Origin of the sequence: Thauera sp. (assembly GCF_047601425.1) — a bacterium.
Classification (GTDB): domain Bacteria; phylum Pseudomonadota; class Gammaproteobacteria; order Burkholderiales; family Rhodocyclaceae; genus Thauera.
Genome location: NZ_JASGJL010000002.1, coordinates 529,677 through 543,237 on the forward strand (window position 1 = coordinate 529,677; position 13,561 = coordinate 543,237).

Below are 13,561 nucleotides of genomic sequence, written 5' to 3' on the forward strand. Positions count from 1 at the left end.
AATCTGCTGCGGGTGTGGAAAAACTAAACTGCTTCCGTTCGGGGCATAGGCCCGGACATCAGAACAAGGAGGATGACATTGAAGATCCTGGTACCCGTGAAACGCGTTGTCGATTACAACGTGAAGGTTCGCGTCAAGGCCGACGGCAGTGGCGTGGATATTGCCAACGTCAAGATGAGCATGAACCCGTTCGACGAGATTGCGGTGGAAGAGGCGGTTCGGCTGAAGGAAGCCGGGGTGGCCACGGAGGTGGTGGCGGTGAGCTGCGGCGTGGGGGCGTGCCAGGAGACGCTGCGCGCGGCGCTGGCGATCGGCGCCGACCGCGCGATCCTGGTCGAGACGGATGCCGAGCTGCAGCCGCTGGCGGTGGCCAAGCTGCTGAAGGCGGTGGCCGACAGGGAACAGCCGGCGCTGGTGATTGGCGGCAAGCAGGCGATCGACGACGACGCCAACCAGACCGGGCAGATGCTGGCGGCGCTGGCGGGCTGGCCGCAGGCGACGTTTGCCTCGAAGCTGGTGATCGCGGACGGCAAGGCACAGGTCACGCGCGAGATCGACGGTGGGCTGGAGACGCTGTCGATCGCGCTGCCGGCGGTGGTGACGACGGACCTGCGGCTCAACGAGCCGCGCTACGCGACGCTGCCCAACATCATGAAGGCGAAGAAGAAGCCGCTCGACACGCTGAAGCCGGAAGAGCTGGGCGTGGACGTGGCGCCGCGGCTGCAGACGCTGAAAGTGGCCGAACCGCCCAAGCGCAGCGCGGGAGAGCGGGTGGCGGACGTCGCCCAACTGGTCGACAAACTCAAGAACGTTGCGAAGGTGATCTGAACATGGCCATTCTCGTCATTGCCGAACACGACAACCAATCGCTCAAGGCCGCCACGCTCAACACCGTGACCGCGGCGGCCAAGCTGGGCGGCGACATCCACGTGCTGGTGGCCGGTGCCGGCTGCGGCGCGGCGGCCGAGGCGGCGGCGAAGATCGCCGGCGTGGCCAAGGTACTGGCGTGCGATGCGCCGCACTACGAAGCGCAGACGGCGGAGAACGTCGCCGAACTGGTCAAGGGCCTCGCGCCGAACTACAGCCACGTGCTGGCGCCGGCGACGCCGAACGGCAAGAACATGCTGCCGCGGGTGGCGGCGCTGCTGGACGTGGCGCAGATCAGCGACATCGTCGCCATCGAAAGCGCCGACACCTTCGTGCGCCCGATCTACGCCGGCAACGCGCTGGCGACGGTCAGGAGCGCCGACGCGATCAAGGTCATCACGGTGCGCACCACCGCCTTCGATGCGGCCGCAGAAGGCGGTGCCGCCCCGGTCGAGGCGCTGGCGGCGGGAGCCGACCTGGGCGTGGCGGCGCTGGTCAGCCGCGAGCTGACCAAGAGCGAGCGCCCCGAGCTGGGTGCGGCCAGGATCATCGTCTCGGGCGGCCGTGGCGTGGGCAGCGGCGAGAACTACCACACGCTGCTCGAGCCGCTGGCGGACAAGCTGGGGGCGGCGCTGGGCGCGAGCCGTGCGGCGGTCGATGCGGGCTACGTGCCCAACGACTACCAGGTGGGCCAGACGGGCAAGATCGTGGCGCCGCAGCTGTACATCGCGGTGGGCATCTCGGGGGCGATCCAGCACCTGGCGGGGATGAAGGACTCGAAGGTGATCGTGGCGATCAACAAGGACCCGGAGGCGCCGATCTTCCAGGTGGCCGACTACGGCCTGGTGGGCGATCTGTTCGAGGTCGTGCCGGAACTCACCGCGGCCGTCTGATCCAGTCATGCCGTGGCGGCAGGGCCGCCCTGGTTTCGCTTTGTCCGGAGACCCGTCTCCCTCCCTCTCCCCGGGTTTCCGGTACGAGCTTCGGCCCTGCGCAGCACCATGCGCAGGGCCGGTTTTTTTGTCAGGAGTGTGGTCTGGGCTGCTTGCCGGCCGCACGGCTTGCGGCATGGCCGGGGTAGTTCATGATGCTGTCGATCAAGGCCTGGGTGTAGCTCGGCAGCGCGTCGCTGCGGCGCGACAGCACGTGGCGTTCGCGCACTGCCCATTCCTCGTCGAGCGGCTTGACCGAGATGTTCATGGTCCTGAGGTTCCGCAGCGCGGCGGACTCGGGGACGATGCCGATGCCGACCCCGGCTTCCACCATCCGGCACAAGGATTCGAAGTTGCTCACCTGCACCCGCATGTGCAGCCGCCGCCGCGCGTTCAGCATCAACTGGTCGACGAAGTGCTGCAGGGTGCTGCCCTGGTGGAGGCCGATGTAGTCGTAGCCGATGACGTCGGCGAAGCGGACCTTGTCCTGTGCATCGAGTTCATGCCCCGGGGTGACGGCCAGCACCAGGTGGTCCGAACTGAAGGTATGGATGTCGATGCCGTCGGCCGCGACCGGCCCGGAGGTGATGCCCAGGTCGGTGGTGCCGTCCAGCACGCCGCGGATGATCTCGGCGGTGGGGCGCTCCTGCAGGTTGACGTCCACCTTGGGATGCGCGGCAAGGAAGGTGGCGAGCACTTCGGGCATGAACTCGACCACGGCGGTGGTGTTGGCGAACACCCGGATGCTGCCCTGCACGCCTTCGCCGAAGCGCTGCAGTTCGGACTTCATGTGCTCGATCTCGCTCAGCACCGTGCGCGCATGCCGCAGCAGGCTCTGGCCAGCCGGTGTCAGCGCCACGCCGCGCGGCGTGCGGTACAGCAGCCGCACGCCGGCATTGGCTTCCAGGTCCTTCACCCGTGCGCTGACGGCGGGCAGCGACAGGTGGTTGCGCTCCGCCGCCCGGGTCAGGCTCTTGGTTTCCGCGATCAGATTGAAGAGGGTCAGGTCGCGCAGGTCGATATTCATGCTGTGGTGCCGGCTGTCGGTGAACCAGAGGGTATCGCCTGAGCGTGCCGCCGAGACTTCATTTGTCCTTAAGGCGGGGTAAAGGAATGGCGAATTGTGATCGGGCAGCGCCGGGCGGATCATGTTCCCACATAAAAACGTATGAGCAAAAAAGGAGGGTTTATGGAGGCAGGGGCCAGCAGCAGCAACGCCGATCTGTCGGCATGGGTGGGGCGGGAAGAGATCCGGACCGACCGCGTCGATCTTCGCATCGCGCAGGCCCTGGCCGCGACGCTCGACCATGACCCTGCTGCGATCGGCGAAGGCGATGCGCTGGCGCCGCTGTGGCACTGGGTTTATTTCACGCCCAATGCCCGCGCCAGCGAGATCGGCCCCGACGGCCATCCCCGCCGCGGCGGCTTCCTGCCGCCGGTCGAACTGCCGAACCGGATGTGGGCCGGGGGCCGGCTGAGCTTCGTGCGTCCCTTGCGTGTCGGTGAAAGCCTGCGCCGGCTGTCCCGCATCCTGAGCTGCGAGCGCAAGTCGGGCCGGACCGGCGACCTCGTCTTCGTCACCGTCGAGCACACCCTCTCCGGCGCTGGCGGCGACACGGTGCTGGTCGAGGAGCACGACATCGTTTACCGCAACGCCTCGCCCGGCGGCGGCAAGCCGGCGGGCGAGGCCGTGCCGGCGGAATGCGATTTCCGCAGCACCATCGATCCCGATCCGGTGCTGCTGTTCCGCTACTCGGCGCTGACCTTCAACGGCCACCGCATCCACTACGACCATCCCTACGTGACCGGGGTCGAAGGCTACCCCGGCCTGATCGTCCATGGCCCGCTGACGGCGACCCTGCTGCTCGAGGCCTTCCGCGCAGCCCATCCGGACAAGCGCGTCACGAGCTTCTCGTTCCGTGCCGTCGGGCCCTTGTTCGATACCCAGCGCTTCGACGTCTGCGGCCGCATCACCGGGCCAGGCGGCGCCGAGCTCTGGACCGACGAGAACGGCCGCATGACGATGAAGGCCACCGTCGGCTTCGAGTAAGCCCCGCCCGGTTTCCCCGTTTTCCTTTTTCACCGACCGATGCGCTTCGGCAATGAAGCGCAGGGAGTTGCTTCGCCGCGATTCCCCCGCATACAGACAGGAGACAGCCATGTCCGCCATGAACGCCCCCGACCAGCACCAGGACATCCGCGATGCCGTGCGCAGCCTGTGCGCGGAATTTCCCGATGAATACTTCCGCAAGATCGACGAGCAGCGCGGCTACCCCGAAGCCTTCGTCGATGCCCTGATCGGCGCCGGCTGGCTGTCGGCGATGATTCCGGAGGAATACGGCGGCTCCGGCCTCGGCCTCACCGCGGCCTCGGTGATCATGGAAGAGATCAACCGCTCGGGCGGCAACTCCGGCGCGGTGCATGGCCAGATGTACAACATGGGCACGCTGCTGCGCAACGGCAGCAAGGCGCAGAAGGAGAAGTACCTGCCGGACATCGCCGCCGGCAAGCTGCGCATCCAGTCGATGGCGGTCACCGAGCCGACCACCGGCACCGACACCACCAAGATCAAGACCGTGGCGGTGAAGAAGGACGGCCGCTACGTCGTCAATGGCCAGAAGGTCTGGATCTCCCGCGTGCAGCACTCGGACCTGATGATCCTGCTGGCGCGCACCACGCCGCTGGCCGAGGTGAAGAAGAAGTCCGAAGGCATGTCGATCTTCATCGTCGAGCTGAAGGACGCGATCGACAAGGGCCTGACCGTCCGGCCGATTCCCAACCTGGTCAACCACGAGACCAACGAGCTGTTCTTCGACAACCTCGAGATTCCCGAGGAGAACCTGATCGGCGAAGAGGGCAAGGGCTTCAAGTACATCCTCGACGGCCTGAACGCCGAGCGCACGCTGATCGCCGCCGAGTGCATCGGCGACGGCTACTGGTTCATCGAGCGCGCGGTGAAGTACGCCAACGAGCGCGTCGTCTTCGACCGCCCGATCGGCAAGAACCAGGGCGTGCAGTTTCCGATCGCCGATGCCTTCATCGAGATCGAGGCCGCCAACCTGATGCGCTTCAAGGCCTGCGAGCTGTTCGACGCCCACCAGCCCTGCGGTGCCCAGGCCAACATGGCCAAGTACCTCGCCGCCAAGGCCTCGTGGGAAGCGGCCAACGTCTGCATGCAGACCCATGGCGGCTTCGGCTTCGCCAACGAGTACGACATCGAGCGCAAGTTCCGCGAGACCCGCCTGTACCAGGTGGCGCCGATCTCGACCAACCTGATCTTCTCCTACGTCGCCGAGCACCTGCTCGGGCTGCCGCGTTCGTTCTGAGTCCAGAGGAGCTTGCACGATGACCGATCGGAACACGCCCGCCGAGGCGCTGTGCGCCTTCGTCGCCGGCCTGCGCTACGAGCACCTGCCCATGCCGGTGGTGGAACGCTGCGAGGAGCTCTTCCTCGACTGGCTCGCCTCGGCGCTGGCGGCGAAAGGCATGCACCCGCTGCCGCAGTTCGAAGCCTTCGCCCGTGCCATGGGGCCGGCCGACGGGGCTGCCGAAGTGCTGGCCAGCCGCGGCCGCAGCTCGCCGTATTTCGCCGCCTGGGTGAATGCGGCGTCCTCGCACCTGGTGGAGCAGGACGACCTGCACAACAGCTCGGTGCTGCATCCGGCGACGGTGGTGTTTCCCGCCGCGCTGGCAGCGGCGCAGGACGCGGGCGCCTCGGGCGAAGAGCTCATCGCCGCCTGCGTCGCCGGCTACGAGGCGGGCATCCGCATCGGCGAATTCCTCGGCCGTTCGCACTACCGCATCTTCCACACCACGGCCACGGTCGGCACGCTGGCCGCCGCCGTTGCCGCCGGCCATGTGCTGAAGCTGACGCCGGAGCAGATGAGCAACGCCATCGGTTCGGCCGGCACCCAGGCCGCGGGCCTGTGGGAATTCCTGCGCGACGCCGCCGACTCCAAGCAGCTCCACACCGCGCATGCGGCGGCCAGCGGGCTGGCGGCCGCCTATCTGGCGCGCGATGGCGTGACCGCGGCGCGGCGCATCCTCGACGGCGACAAGGGCATGGCCGCCGGCATGTCCTCCGATGCCGATCCGGCACGCCTCGGCGACCGGCTCGGCAGCCGCTGGGCCCTGCTCGAAACCTCGTTCAAGTTCCACGCCTCCTGCCGCCACACCCACCCGGCGGCGGATGCGCTGCAGGCGGTGATGCAGCGCGAAGGCCTGGCGCCCGACGACATCGAAGCCGTGCTGACCCGGGTGCACAAGGGCGCGATCGACGTGCTCGGCGTCGTCGATGTGCCGACGACCGTGCACCAGGCCAAGTTCTCGATGGGCACGGTGCTGGGCCTGCTCGCGGTGCACGGCGATGCCGGCCTCGAGAGCTTCCGCGACCACGCGCTGAGCGACCCGGCGGTTGCCGCCTTCCGAGACAAGGTCAGCATGGCGCTCGACGACGAGGTCGATGCCGCCTATCCCAACCGCTGGCTGGGACGGGTCGAGGTCAGGACGAAGTCCGGCGCCTGCTTCGCCGGCGCGATCGACGACCCCAAGGGCGACCCGGGCAACACCTTGTCGCGCGCCGAACTGGCCGACAAGGCGCGCCGGCTGGCGGCCTTCTCCGGTGCCGCCAGCCGGGCCGAGATCGATGCCCTGATCGAGCAAGTGTGGCAACTGCATGCCGCGCCGCGCATCGGCGCGCTTCTTCCATCTGCATGAGAGACGGACCGACCATGACCGATATCCACAAGCCGCAAGCGGGCTCGCTGCCGCTCGAAGGCGTGACCGTCGTCTCGCTCGAGCACGCCGTCGCCGCGCCTTTCGCCACCCGCCACCTGGCCGACCTCGGCGCCCGCGTGATCAAGGTCGAGCGTCCCGGCGTCGGCGACTTCGCCCGCGCCTACGACCATCGCGTCGATGGCGAGGCTTCCTATTTCGTCTGGGCCAACCGCTCCAAGGAAAGCCTGACCCTGGACGTCAAGCAGCCCGAGGCGCAGGAGATCCTGCACAAGCTGCTGGCCAAGGCCGACGTGCTGGTGCAGAACCTCGCGCCGGGCGCGGCCGCGCGCCTAGGCCTGTCCTACGAGGCGCTGGCGCCGCAGAACCCCGGCCTCATCGTCTGCGACATCTCCGGCTATGGCGACGGCGGCCCCTACACCGAGAAGAAGGCCTACGACCTGCTGATCCAGAGCGAGTCCGGCTTCCTGTCCGTCACCGGCTCGCCCGAGGAGCAGGCCAAGGCCGGCATCTCGATCGCCGACATCTCCGCCGGCATGTATGCCTACACCAACATCCTCGGCGCCCTGATCCAGCGCGGCAGGACCGGCCGCGGCCGCCGCATCGAGATCGCGATGATCGACTCCATGGTCGAGTGGATGGGCTTCCCGCTGTACTACGCCTACAAGGGCCAGGAGCCGCCCAGGCGCTGCGGCGCGGCGCACGCCACGATCTACCCCTATGGCCCGTTCCGCTCGGGAGACGGCCGTACCGTGATGCTCGGCCTGCAGAACGAGCGCGAATGGGCCGTGTTCTGCGACAAGGTGCTGAAGGATCCGGCCGTCGCGGCCGACGCGCGCTTCGCCAGCAATGCGCAGCGCGTGGCCAACCGCGATGCGCTGCGGAGCCTGATCGAACAGAGCTTTGCCAGCCTCAGCGCCGAAGAGGTGCTGGCCCGGCTCGACGAAGCAGGCATCGCCAATGCCAACGTCAACAGCATGAGCGACATCTGGGCCCATCCCCAGCTCCAGGCGCGCAAGCGCTGGACCACGGTGGATTCGCCGGTCGGCCCGCTGCCCGCGCTGCAGCCGCCGGGCATGGGCGGCGAGTATCCGGCGCGCATGGACCCGGTGCCGGCGCTCGGCGCCCATACCGATGCGATCCTCGCCGAGCTCGGTTATGGCGGCCGTGTCGCCGACCTGCACGCAAGAAAGGTGGTGTGATGAGCCGCAACAATCCCGATCTGGCGCGGGCGCGGACGCTCCTGTTCGTGCCGGCCAGCCGCCCCGAGCGCATCGCCAAGGCTTTCGCCACCGGCACCGACGTCGTCATCGTCGACCTGGAGGACGCCGTCGCGCCCGCCGACAAGCCGGCTGCGCGCCAGGCGCTGCTGGCCTGGCTCGATGCCAACCCGGATGCCGCGGTGGTGGTGCGCATCAACGCCGCCGGCACCGCCTGGCATGAGGACGACCTGCAGGCCTGCCGCCATGCCGGCGTGGCCGGTCTGATGCTGCCCAAGGCCGACAGCGCGGCGCAGATGCGGCATGCCCACGCCGGCAGCGGCAAGCCGGTGCTGGCGATCATCGAGACCGCGCTCGGCCTCGATGCGCTGCGCGAGATCGCCGGCGCCGGAGGCTGTGCCCGCCTGGTGTTCGGCAAGCTCGATCTCGCCGTCGAACTGGACCTGGTGCCGGACGAGTCCGATCCCGAGGAGCTCGTCTTCCTGCCCTGGCGCGCGATGCTTGTGCTCGCCAGCCAGCGTGCCGGACTGCCGGCGCCGGTCGATGGCGTATTCACCGTGATCGGCGACGCCGAGGCCTTGCTGCGCTATGCCCGGCGCGCCCGCCGCCACGGTTTCGGCGGCCAGTTGCTGATCCATCCCAACCAGGTGCAGGGAGCGGCATCCGCCTTCACCCCGTCGGACAGTGAAATCCAGTGGGCGCGCGCGGTGCGGCAGGCCGCGGCGGCCGCGGGTGGCGGTGCCGCGGTGGTCGAGGGGCGGATGATCGACGCCCCCGTCATCGCCCGCGCCGAGCGTGTCCTGGCCGTGGCCGCCAGCTTCGGCCTTTGATGTCCAGTGTTTGCAGTCGTTTTTACAACAAGCAGGAGGAGACCATGAGCAAAATTTCCCAACTTCGCCGTACCCTGATCGGCACCGCCCTGGCGCTGGCGCTGGCACCCATGTCGACGCTGGCCGTCGCCGCGGACCCGATCGTCATCAAGTTCAGCCACGTCACGGCGCAGGACACCCCCAAGGGCAAGGGCGCCGACAAGTTCAAGGAGCTGGCCGAGAAATACACCAATGGCGCGGTCAAGGTCGAGGTGTATCCGAACAGCACGCTGTACAAGGACAAGGAAGAACTGGAAGCGCTGCAGCTCGGCGCGGTGCAGATGCTGGCGCCCTCGCTGTCGAAGTTCGGCCCGCTGGGGGTGCGTGAGTTCGAGGTCTTCGACCTGCCCTACATCTTCGATGGCTACGGGGCTCTGCACAAGGTGACCAAGGGCCCGGTGGGCCAGCAGATGCTCGGCTTGCTGGAGCCGCGCGGGATCAAGGGCCTGGCGTACTGGGACAACGGTTTCAAGGCCTTGAGCGCGAACAGCCCGATCCGCAAGCCGGAGGATCTGCGCGGCAAGAAGCTGCGCATCCAGTCCTCCAAGGTGCTGGAGGAGCAGATGCGCGAAGTGAGGGCGCTGCCGCAGGCGATGGCCTTCTCCGAGGTCTATCAGGCGCTGCAGACCGGTGTCGTCGATGGCACGGAGAATACGTTCTCGAACTACTTCACCCAGAAGTTCCACGAGGTGCAGAAGCACATGACGGTGTCCGACCACGGCTACATCGGCTATGCGGCGATCACCAACAAGAAATTCTGGGACGGTCTGCCTGCGGACGTGCGCAGCCAGCTCGAGAAGGCAATGGCCGAGGCCACCGACTATGCCAACAAGATCGCCAAGGAAGAGAACGAGCAGATGCTGGAAGCCATCCGGGCGTCGGGCAAGACGGAAGTCCATGTCCTGAGCGAGGCCGAGCGCAAGGCCTTCATCAAGGCGCTGGTGCCGGTGCACAAGAAGATGGCGTCGCGTGTCGGCGCAGACACCATCCAGGCGATCTACGAAGCCACCGGATTCGATCCGGACAAGCTCTGACCGGCTGAGCCCGGCTTGGCCTGACCAGGCCGTTCCGCCCCGCCGCAGTCCTGGACGGGGCGGAGCCGTGGGCAAGGTGCCGGCCATGGCGCCACAATGAGGCCTGCGCAAGCTCCAGGAGATTTTTCGATGAAGATCGATGCACTGGACCATCTGGTCCTCACCGTGGCGGACATCGACACCACGATCGCCTTCTACGTCAGTGTGCTGGGCATGGAGGCCGTCACCTTCGGCGAGGGCCGGCGCGCGCTCGCGTTCGGCAGCCAGAAGATCAACCTGCATCCCGCGGCTGCGCCGATCCGGCCCCATGCGCGCACGCCGCAGGCGGGTTCGGCGGATCTGTGCTTCCTGACTTCCGAACCGCTGGACGAGGTGATCGCCCATCTGCAAGCCTGCGGAGTGGCGATCGAGGAGGGGCCGGTGCCGCGCACCGGTGCGACCGGGCCGATCCGGTCCGTGTACTGCCGCGATCCGGACGGCAATCTCATCGAGGTGGCCAATGTCCAGTCCGCCTGAGCAGGCACGGATCGAGGGCGCTGCGGCCGCCGAGACCGGGGCCGAGCCGCTGCTGGCGCCGCCCAGCTTCCGCAATCCCTTCCTCGACCTGCTCGGCGCCGTCGATGACGGCGTCGGGCCGGGTTGGGCGCGGGTCGCGCTCGATGCGCGGCCGGAACTGACCAACATGCACGGCAAGGTCCACGGCGGCGTGCTGATGGCCCTGCTCGACACCACGATGGCGCGGGCGGCGATGGCGCGCCAGGGCTTCCGCCTGTCGGTGGTGTCGATCGGCGTCACCACCAGCTTCCTGCGCCCGGGCAGCGGCCGCCTGCTGGTCGAGGGCCGCGCCATCGGCGGCGGGCGCTCCACCTGCTTCTGCGAAGCCGAGATACGCGATGCCGAAGGGCACATCGTCGCCAAGGGCGTCGGCACCTTCAGGTACCGCAAACCGCCGCAGGGCGGCATGAACCCGCCGGAGTCCATCGAATGACGGTCAGCGGCCGCCCGGCCGGGTGCTCGGCAGGGGACTGACGATGTTCGTCTCGCTGAGCATCACGCTGGCGATCCAGATCCTCGCCACCATGGCGGCGCTGACCGTGCCGGTGCTGGCGCCGGAAGCCGCGCGCACCACCGGCCTGCCGGGCGCGCTGGTCGGCGTGTTCATCGCCCTGGTCTATGTCGGCGCGATGCTGTCCTCGCTGGCGAGCGGCGCGCTCGTCGGCCGCTACGGCGCGATCCGCGTCAGCCAGGCCTGCCTGCTGCTGTCCGGCGCCGGCCTGGCCTTCGCCGCCGGCGGCACGGTGTGGTCGATGATCGTCAGCGCGCTGCTGATCGGCTCCGGCTACGGGCCGATCACGCCGTCGAGCTCCCACATCCTCGCCCGTACCACGCCGGCGCACCGCATGGGATTCCTGTTCTCGGTGAAGCAGACCGGCGTTCCGCTGGGCGGTGCGCTGGCCGGCCTGGCCGTGCCGCCGCTGGTGCTGCTGTGGGGCTGGCAGGGCGCCGCGCTTGCGGTGGGGGCTGCCTGCGCCCTCATGGCGCTGATCGCCCAGGTGGTGCGCACCGGCTTCGATGCCGACCGCGATCCCCGGCGCAAGGTCTCGCTCGGCGGCGTGATGCGTCCGCTGGCCGAGGTCTTCGCCCATCGCGACATCCGCAACCTGGCGTTCTGCACTTTCTTCCTCAGTGCGATGCAGTTGTGCCTGACCACTTACCTGGTGACCTATCTGACCGCGGAATACGGCGCCTCGCTGGTCACCGCCGGCTTCGTGCTGTCGCTGTCGCAGTTCGCCGGCGCAGGCGGGCGCCTGCTGTGGGGTTATGCCGCCGACCGCTGGAAGGCGCCGAACCTGGTGCTGTGCCTGCTCGCGTTCGCGATGGCGCTGGCGTCCTTGATCACCGCGATGTTCGGGCCGGACTGGCCGCTTCTCGTCGTCATCGTCGTCAGCATGGTGTTCGGCGCCACCGCGATCGGCTGGAACGGCGTCTACCTGGCCCGTGTCGCCCAGCTTTCGCCGCCGGGCCAGGCCGGCATGCTGACTGGCGGCACGCTGTTCTTCACCTATTTCGGCGTCGTGCTCGGCCCGCCCGCATTCGCCGCGCTGGTTGGTATCACCGGCTCGTTCGCGGCGGGTTATGCGGGGATCGGCGGGGTGATCCTGCTGGTCGGGGCGGTGCTGCTGTATGCCGAACTGAAGGGGAAGGGCGGCCGGTAACGGCGGCCGCTTTTTTTCCGGGCCTGGCCCGGGGATTCAGTTCCGCATGCGGGTACTCAGGGCGCGCATCACCGCGCGCCATCCTTCTGCGGTTTTTTCGTCGTTGGCGGCGAACACGTCGGCCAGCAGCTTCAGCTGCGTTTCCGTCAGCTGCCGTTCCAGCTCGGCGCCATCGGCGCTCAGGCTCAACTGCTTGACGCGACGGTCGTGGGCGGCCGTCGAAGCGTCGATCAAGCCCATCTCGATCAGTTGGCGCAAGGGCGTGTTCATCGCCTGCTTGGAAACGCCCAGGGTTTCGCGCAAGGCATTCACCGCGATGCCCGGATTGCGGCCGACGAAATAGAGCAGGCGGTGATGCACGCGCCCAAGCCCGCGCTCGGCGAGGATGCGGTCCGGGTGCGAGGTGAAGGCGCGGTAGGCGAAGTAGAACAGCTCGATGGGTTCGAGCAGTTCCGGGTTTTTTAGGTCAACCATGTTGACATGTTAGTCAGCCCTGCTTAGGCTGTCCATAGGTCAACTAAATTGACGTAATTTGCCATGAACCTCGCTTCCTCGCCGCGCTACTCCCGCCGTGTCGCCGATCTGCACGCTTCGCCGATCCGTGAAATGCTCGCCGTCATCGACAGGCCGGGCATGATCTCCTTTGCCGGCGGCCTGCCGGCCGCGGACAGCTTTCCGACCCTGACGCCCGGTGCCGCGCCGTCCGGCTGCCTGCAGTACGGCGCGAGCGAGGGCGACGGCTTCCTGCGCGAGCAGGTCGCGGGCGAGCTGCGTGCGCTTGGCCTCGATTGCGCCACGGAGCAGGTCCTGATCGTGTCCGGTTCGCAGCAGGGGCTGGATCTGGCCGCCAAGCTCTTCATCGACGAAGGCACGATGGTGGCGGTCGAGTCGCCGACCTATCTCGCGGCGCTGCAGGTCTTCCGCTTCTTCGGGGCCGGATTCCGCTCCTTTTCCGCTGCCCGGCCCGAGGCCATCGCCGCGGGCGCGGAGAAGCCTGCTTTCGCCTATGCGATCCCGACCTTCCAGAATCCGTCCGGCCACTGCTACAGCCGGGCCGAGCGTCAGGCGCTGGCCAGCGCCTGCGACGAAGCCGGGATTCCGCTGTTCGAGGACGATCCCTACCGCGACCTGGCCTACGACGCCTGCGAGCGCACGCCCGTGTGCAGCATGCTGGAGAAGGCGCCGTGGATCTACCAGGGTTCGTTTTCCAAGAGCCTCGCGCCCGGCCTGCGCCTCGGCTATCTGGCGGCATCGCGCGAGCTGATGCCCTGGCTGGTGCGCCTGAAGCAGGCCGCGGACCTGCACAGCAACCGCATCAGTCAATGGCTCGTCGGCGAGCAACTGGCGGCACCGACGCGCGGCGAACGCCTGGAGGCCTTGCGCGACGGCTACCGCAGCAAGCGCGATCTCTTCGACGCCGCGCTGCGCCGCCATTTCAGCGGGCTGGCCGACTGGCAGCTTCCGCCCGGCGGCCTGTTCTTCTGGCTGCAACTGCGCCGACCGGTCGATACGCGCACGCTGCTGGCGGAAGCGATCAGCCGCAGCGTCATCTTCATGCCCGGTGAGAACTTCCATGCCGGCGGCGACGAGGGCATCGGCACCCTGCGGCTGAACTTCAGCCTGGCCTGCGAAGAGGAGATGGAAACCGGTCTGGCCCGGCTGGCGGAGCTGTTCCGGCAGGGGTGAGCA

Annotated in this window: 14 protein-coding genes; 12 read left to right on the forward strand and 2 right to left on the reverse strand. The window is 68.1% G+C overall.

Annotated elements, in window-relative coordinates:
- The first annotated feature begins 78 nt into the window (after positions 1-78).
- A complete protein-coding gene (locus QM748_RS18990; RefSeq protein ID WP_415246002.1) occupies positions 79-828 on the forward strand; it encodes an electron transfer flavoprotein subunit beta/FixA family protein in 750 nt (249 codons plus the stop codon).
- A gap of 2 nt (positions 829-830) precedes the next feature.
- A complete protein-coding gene (locus QM748_RS18995) occupies positions 831-1,760 on the forward strand; it encodes an electron transfer flavoprotein subunit alpha/FixB family protein (protein ID WP_415248548.1) in 930 nt (309 codons plus the stop codon).
- Positions 1,761-1,890: 130 nt separating this feature from the next.
- Here QM748_RS18995 and QM748_RS19000 read toward each other — a convergent pair whose 3' ends face one another.
- Positions 1,891-2,826, reverse strand: a complete 936-nt coding sequence (locus QM748_RS19000; protein ID WP_415248549.1) for a LysR substrate-binding domain-containing protein — start codon at positions 2,824-2,826, stop codon at positions 1,891-1,893.
- A gap of 162 nt (positions 2,827-2,988) precedes the next feature.
- Between QM748_RS19000 and QM748_RS19005 the strand changes: the two genes are divergently transcribed.
- From QM748_RS19005 to QM748_RS19045, 9 genes are all read left to right on the forward strand, one after another.
- Entirely contained in the window at positions 2,989-3,849 is an 861-nt protein-coding gene (locus QM748_RS19005; RefSeq protein ID WP_415248550.1) for a MaoC family dehydratase N-terminal domain-containing protein, read from the forward strand.
- A gap of 109 nt (positions 3,850-3,958) precedes the next feature.
- Positions 3,959-5,125 carry an acyl-CoA dehydrogenase family protein gene (locus QM748_RS19010; protein ID WP_415248551.1) on the forward strand — a complete coding sequence of 389 codons (1,167 nt, stop codon included), beginning with the start codon at positions 3,959-3,961 and terminating at the stop codon, positions 5,123-5,125.
- A 19-nt stretch (positions 5,126-5,144) separates the two neighbouring features.
- On the forward strand, positions 5,145-6,515 hold the full coding sequence (locus tag QM748_RS19015) for an MmgE/PrpD family protein (RefSeq protein ID WP_415248552.1): 1,371 nt from the start codon (positions 5,145-5,147) through the stop codon (positions 6,513-6,515).
- A gap of 14 nt (positions 6,516-6,529) precedes the next feature.
- On the forward strand, positions 6,530-7,735 hold the full coding sequence (locus tag QM748_RS19020) for a CaiB/BaiF CoA transferase family protein (RefSeq protein ID WP_415248553.1): 1,206 nt from the start codon (positions 6,530-6,532) through the stop codon (positions 7,733-7,735).
- Positions 7,735-8,583, forward strand: coding sequence for an HpcH/HpaI aldolase/citrate lyase family protein (locus QM748_RS19025; RefSeq protein WP_415248554.1), 849 nt, complete (start codon positions 7,735-7,737; stop codon positions 8,581-8,583). Before QM748_RS19020 ends, QM748_RS19025 begins: the two co-directional genes overlap by 1 nt.
- A 110-nt stretch (positions 8,584-8,693) precedes the next feature.
- The gene (locus tag QM748_RS19030) at positions 8,694-9,656 is read left to right on the forward strand and encodes a TRAP transporter substrate-binding protein (protein ID WP_415248697.1); all 963 of its coding nucleotides are present in this window, start codon (positions 8,694-8,696) and stop codon (positions 9,654-9,656) included.
- A 129-nt stretch (positions 9,657-9,785) separates the two neighbouring features.
- Positions 9,786-10,172 (forward strand): VOC family protein, encoded by a 387-nt coding sequence (locus QM748_RS19035; protein ID WP_415248555.1) that lies wholly within the window; start codon positions 9,786-9,788, stop codon positions 10,170-10,172.
- Entirely contained in the window at positions 10,156-10,644 is a 489-nt protein-coding gene (locus QM748_RS19040) for a PaaI family thioesterase (protein ID WP_415248556.1), read from the forward strand. Before QM748_RS19035 ends, QM748_RS19040 begins: the two co-directional genes overlap by 17 nt.
- A gap of 43 nt (positions 10,645-10,687) precedes the next feature.
- Positions 10,688-11,872, forward strand: coding sequence for an MFS transporter (locus tag QM748_RS19045; protein WP_415248557.1), 1,185 nt, complete (start codon positions 10,688-10,690; stop codon positions 11,870-11,872).
- 36 nt (positions 11,873-11,908) lie between these two features.
- Here the strand turns inward: QM748_RS19045 and QM748_RS19050 are convergent, their stop codons facing one another.
- Positions 11,909-12,346 (reverse strand): MarR family winged helix-turn-helix transcriptional regulator, encoded by a 438-nt coding sequence (locus tag QM748_RS19050; RefSeq protein ID WP_415248558.1) that lies wholly within the window; start codon positions 12,344-12,346, stop codon positions 11,909-11,911.
- Between the two features lie 63 nt (positions 12,347-12,409).
- Here QM748_RS19050 and QM748_RS19055 point away from each other — a divergent pair, with 63 nt between their 5' ends.
- Positions 12,410-13,558 (forward strand): PLP-dependent aminotransferase family protein, encoded by a 1,149-nt coding sequence (locus QM748_RS19055; RefSeq protein WP_415248559.1) that lies wholly within the window; start codon positions 12,410-12,412, stop codon positions 13,556-13,558.
- The last annotated feature ends 3 nt before the right edge of the window (positions 13,559-13,561 follow it).

Bases quoted from the DNA above. Each gene is read 5' to 3' on its own strand.
- QM748_RS18995 (WP_415248548.1), top strand. From the start codon at position 831: ATGGCCATTCTCGTCATTGCCGAACACGACAACCAATCGCTCAAGGCC.
- QM748_RS19000 (WP_415248549.1), bottom strand. From the start codon at position 2,826: ATGAATATCGACCTGCGCGACCTGACCCTCTTCAATCTGATCGCGGAA.
- QM748_RS19005 (WP_415248550.1), top strand. From the start codon at position 2,989: ATGGAGGCAGGGGCCAGCAGCAGCAACGCCGATCTGTCGGCATGGGTG.
- QM748_RS19010 (WP_415248551.1), top strand. From the start codon at position 3,959: ATGTCCGCCATGAACGCCCCCGACCAGCACCAGGACATCCGCGATGCC.
- QM748_RS19015 (WP_415248552.1), top strand. From the start codon at position 5,145: ATGACCGATCGGAACACGCCCGCCGAGGCGCTGTGCGCCTTCGTCGCC.
- QM748_RS19020 (WP_415248553.1), top strand. From the start codon at position 6,530: ATGACCGATATCCACAAGCCGCAAGCGGGCTCGCTGCCGCTCGAAGGC.
- QM748_RS19025 (WP_415248554.1), top strand. From the start codon at position 7,735: ATGAGCCGCAACAATCCCGATCTGGCGCGGGCGCGGACGCTCCTGTTC.
- QM748_RS19030 (WP_415248697.1), top strand. From the start codon at position 8,694: ATGTCGACGCTGGCCGTCGCCGCGGACCCGATCGTCATCAAGTTCAGC.
- QM748_RS19035 (WP_415248555.1), top strand. From the start codon at position 9,786: ATGAAGATCGATGCACTGGACCATCTGGTCCTCACCGTGGCGGACATC.
- QM748_RS19040 (WP_415248556.1), top strand. From the start codon at position 10,156: ATGTCCAGTCCGCCTGAGCAGGCACGGATCGAGGGCGCTGCGGCCGCC.
- QM748_RS19045 (WP_415248557.1), top strand. From the start codon at position 10,688: ATGTTCGTCTCGCTGAGCATCACGCTGGCGATCCAGATCCTCGCCACC.
- QM748_RS19050 (WP_415248558.1), bottom strand. From the start codon at position 12,346: ATGGTTGACCTAAAAAACCCGGAACTGCTCGAACCCATCGAGCTGTTC.
- QM748_RS19055 (WP_415248559.1), top strand. From the start codon at position 12,410: ATGAACCTCGCTTCCTCGCCGCGCTACTCCCGCCGTGTCGCCGATCTG.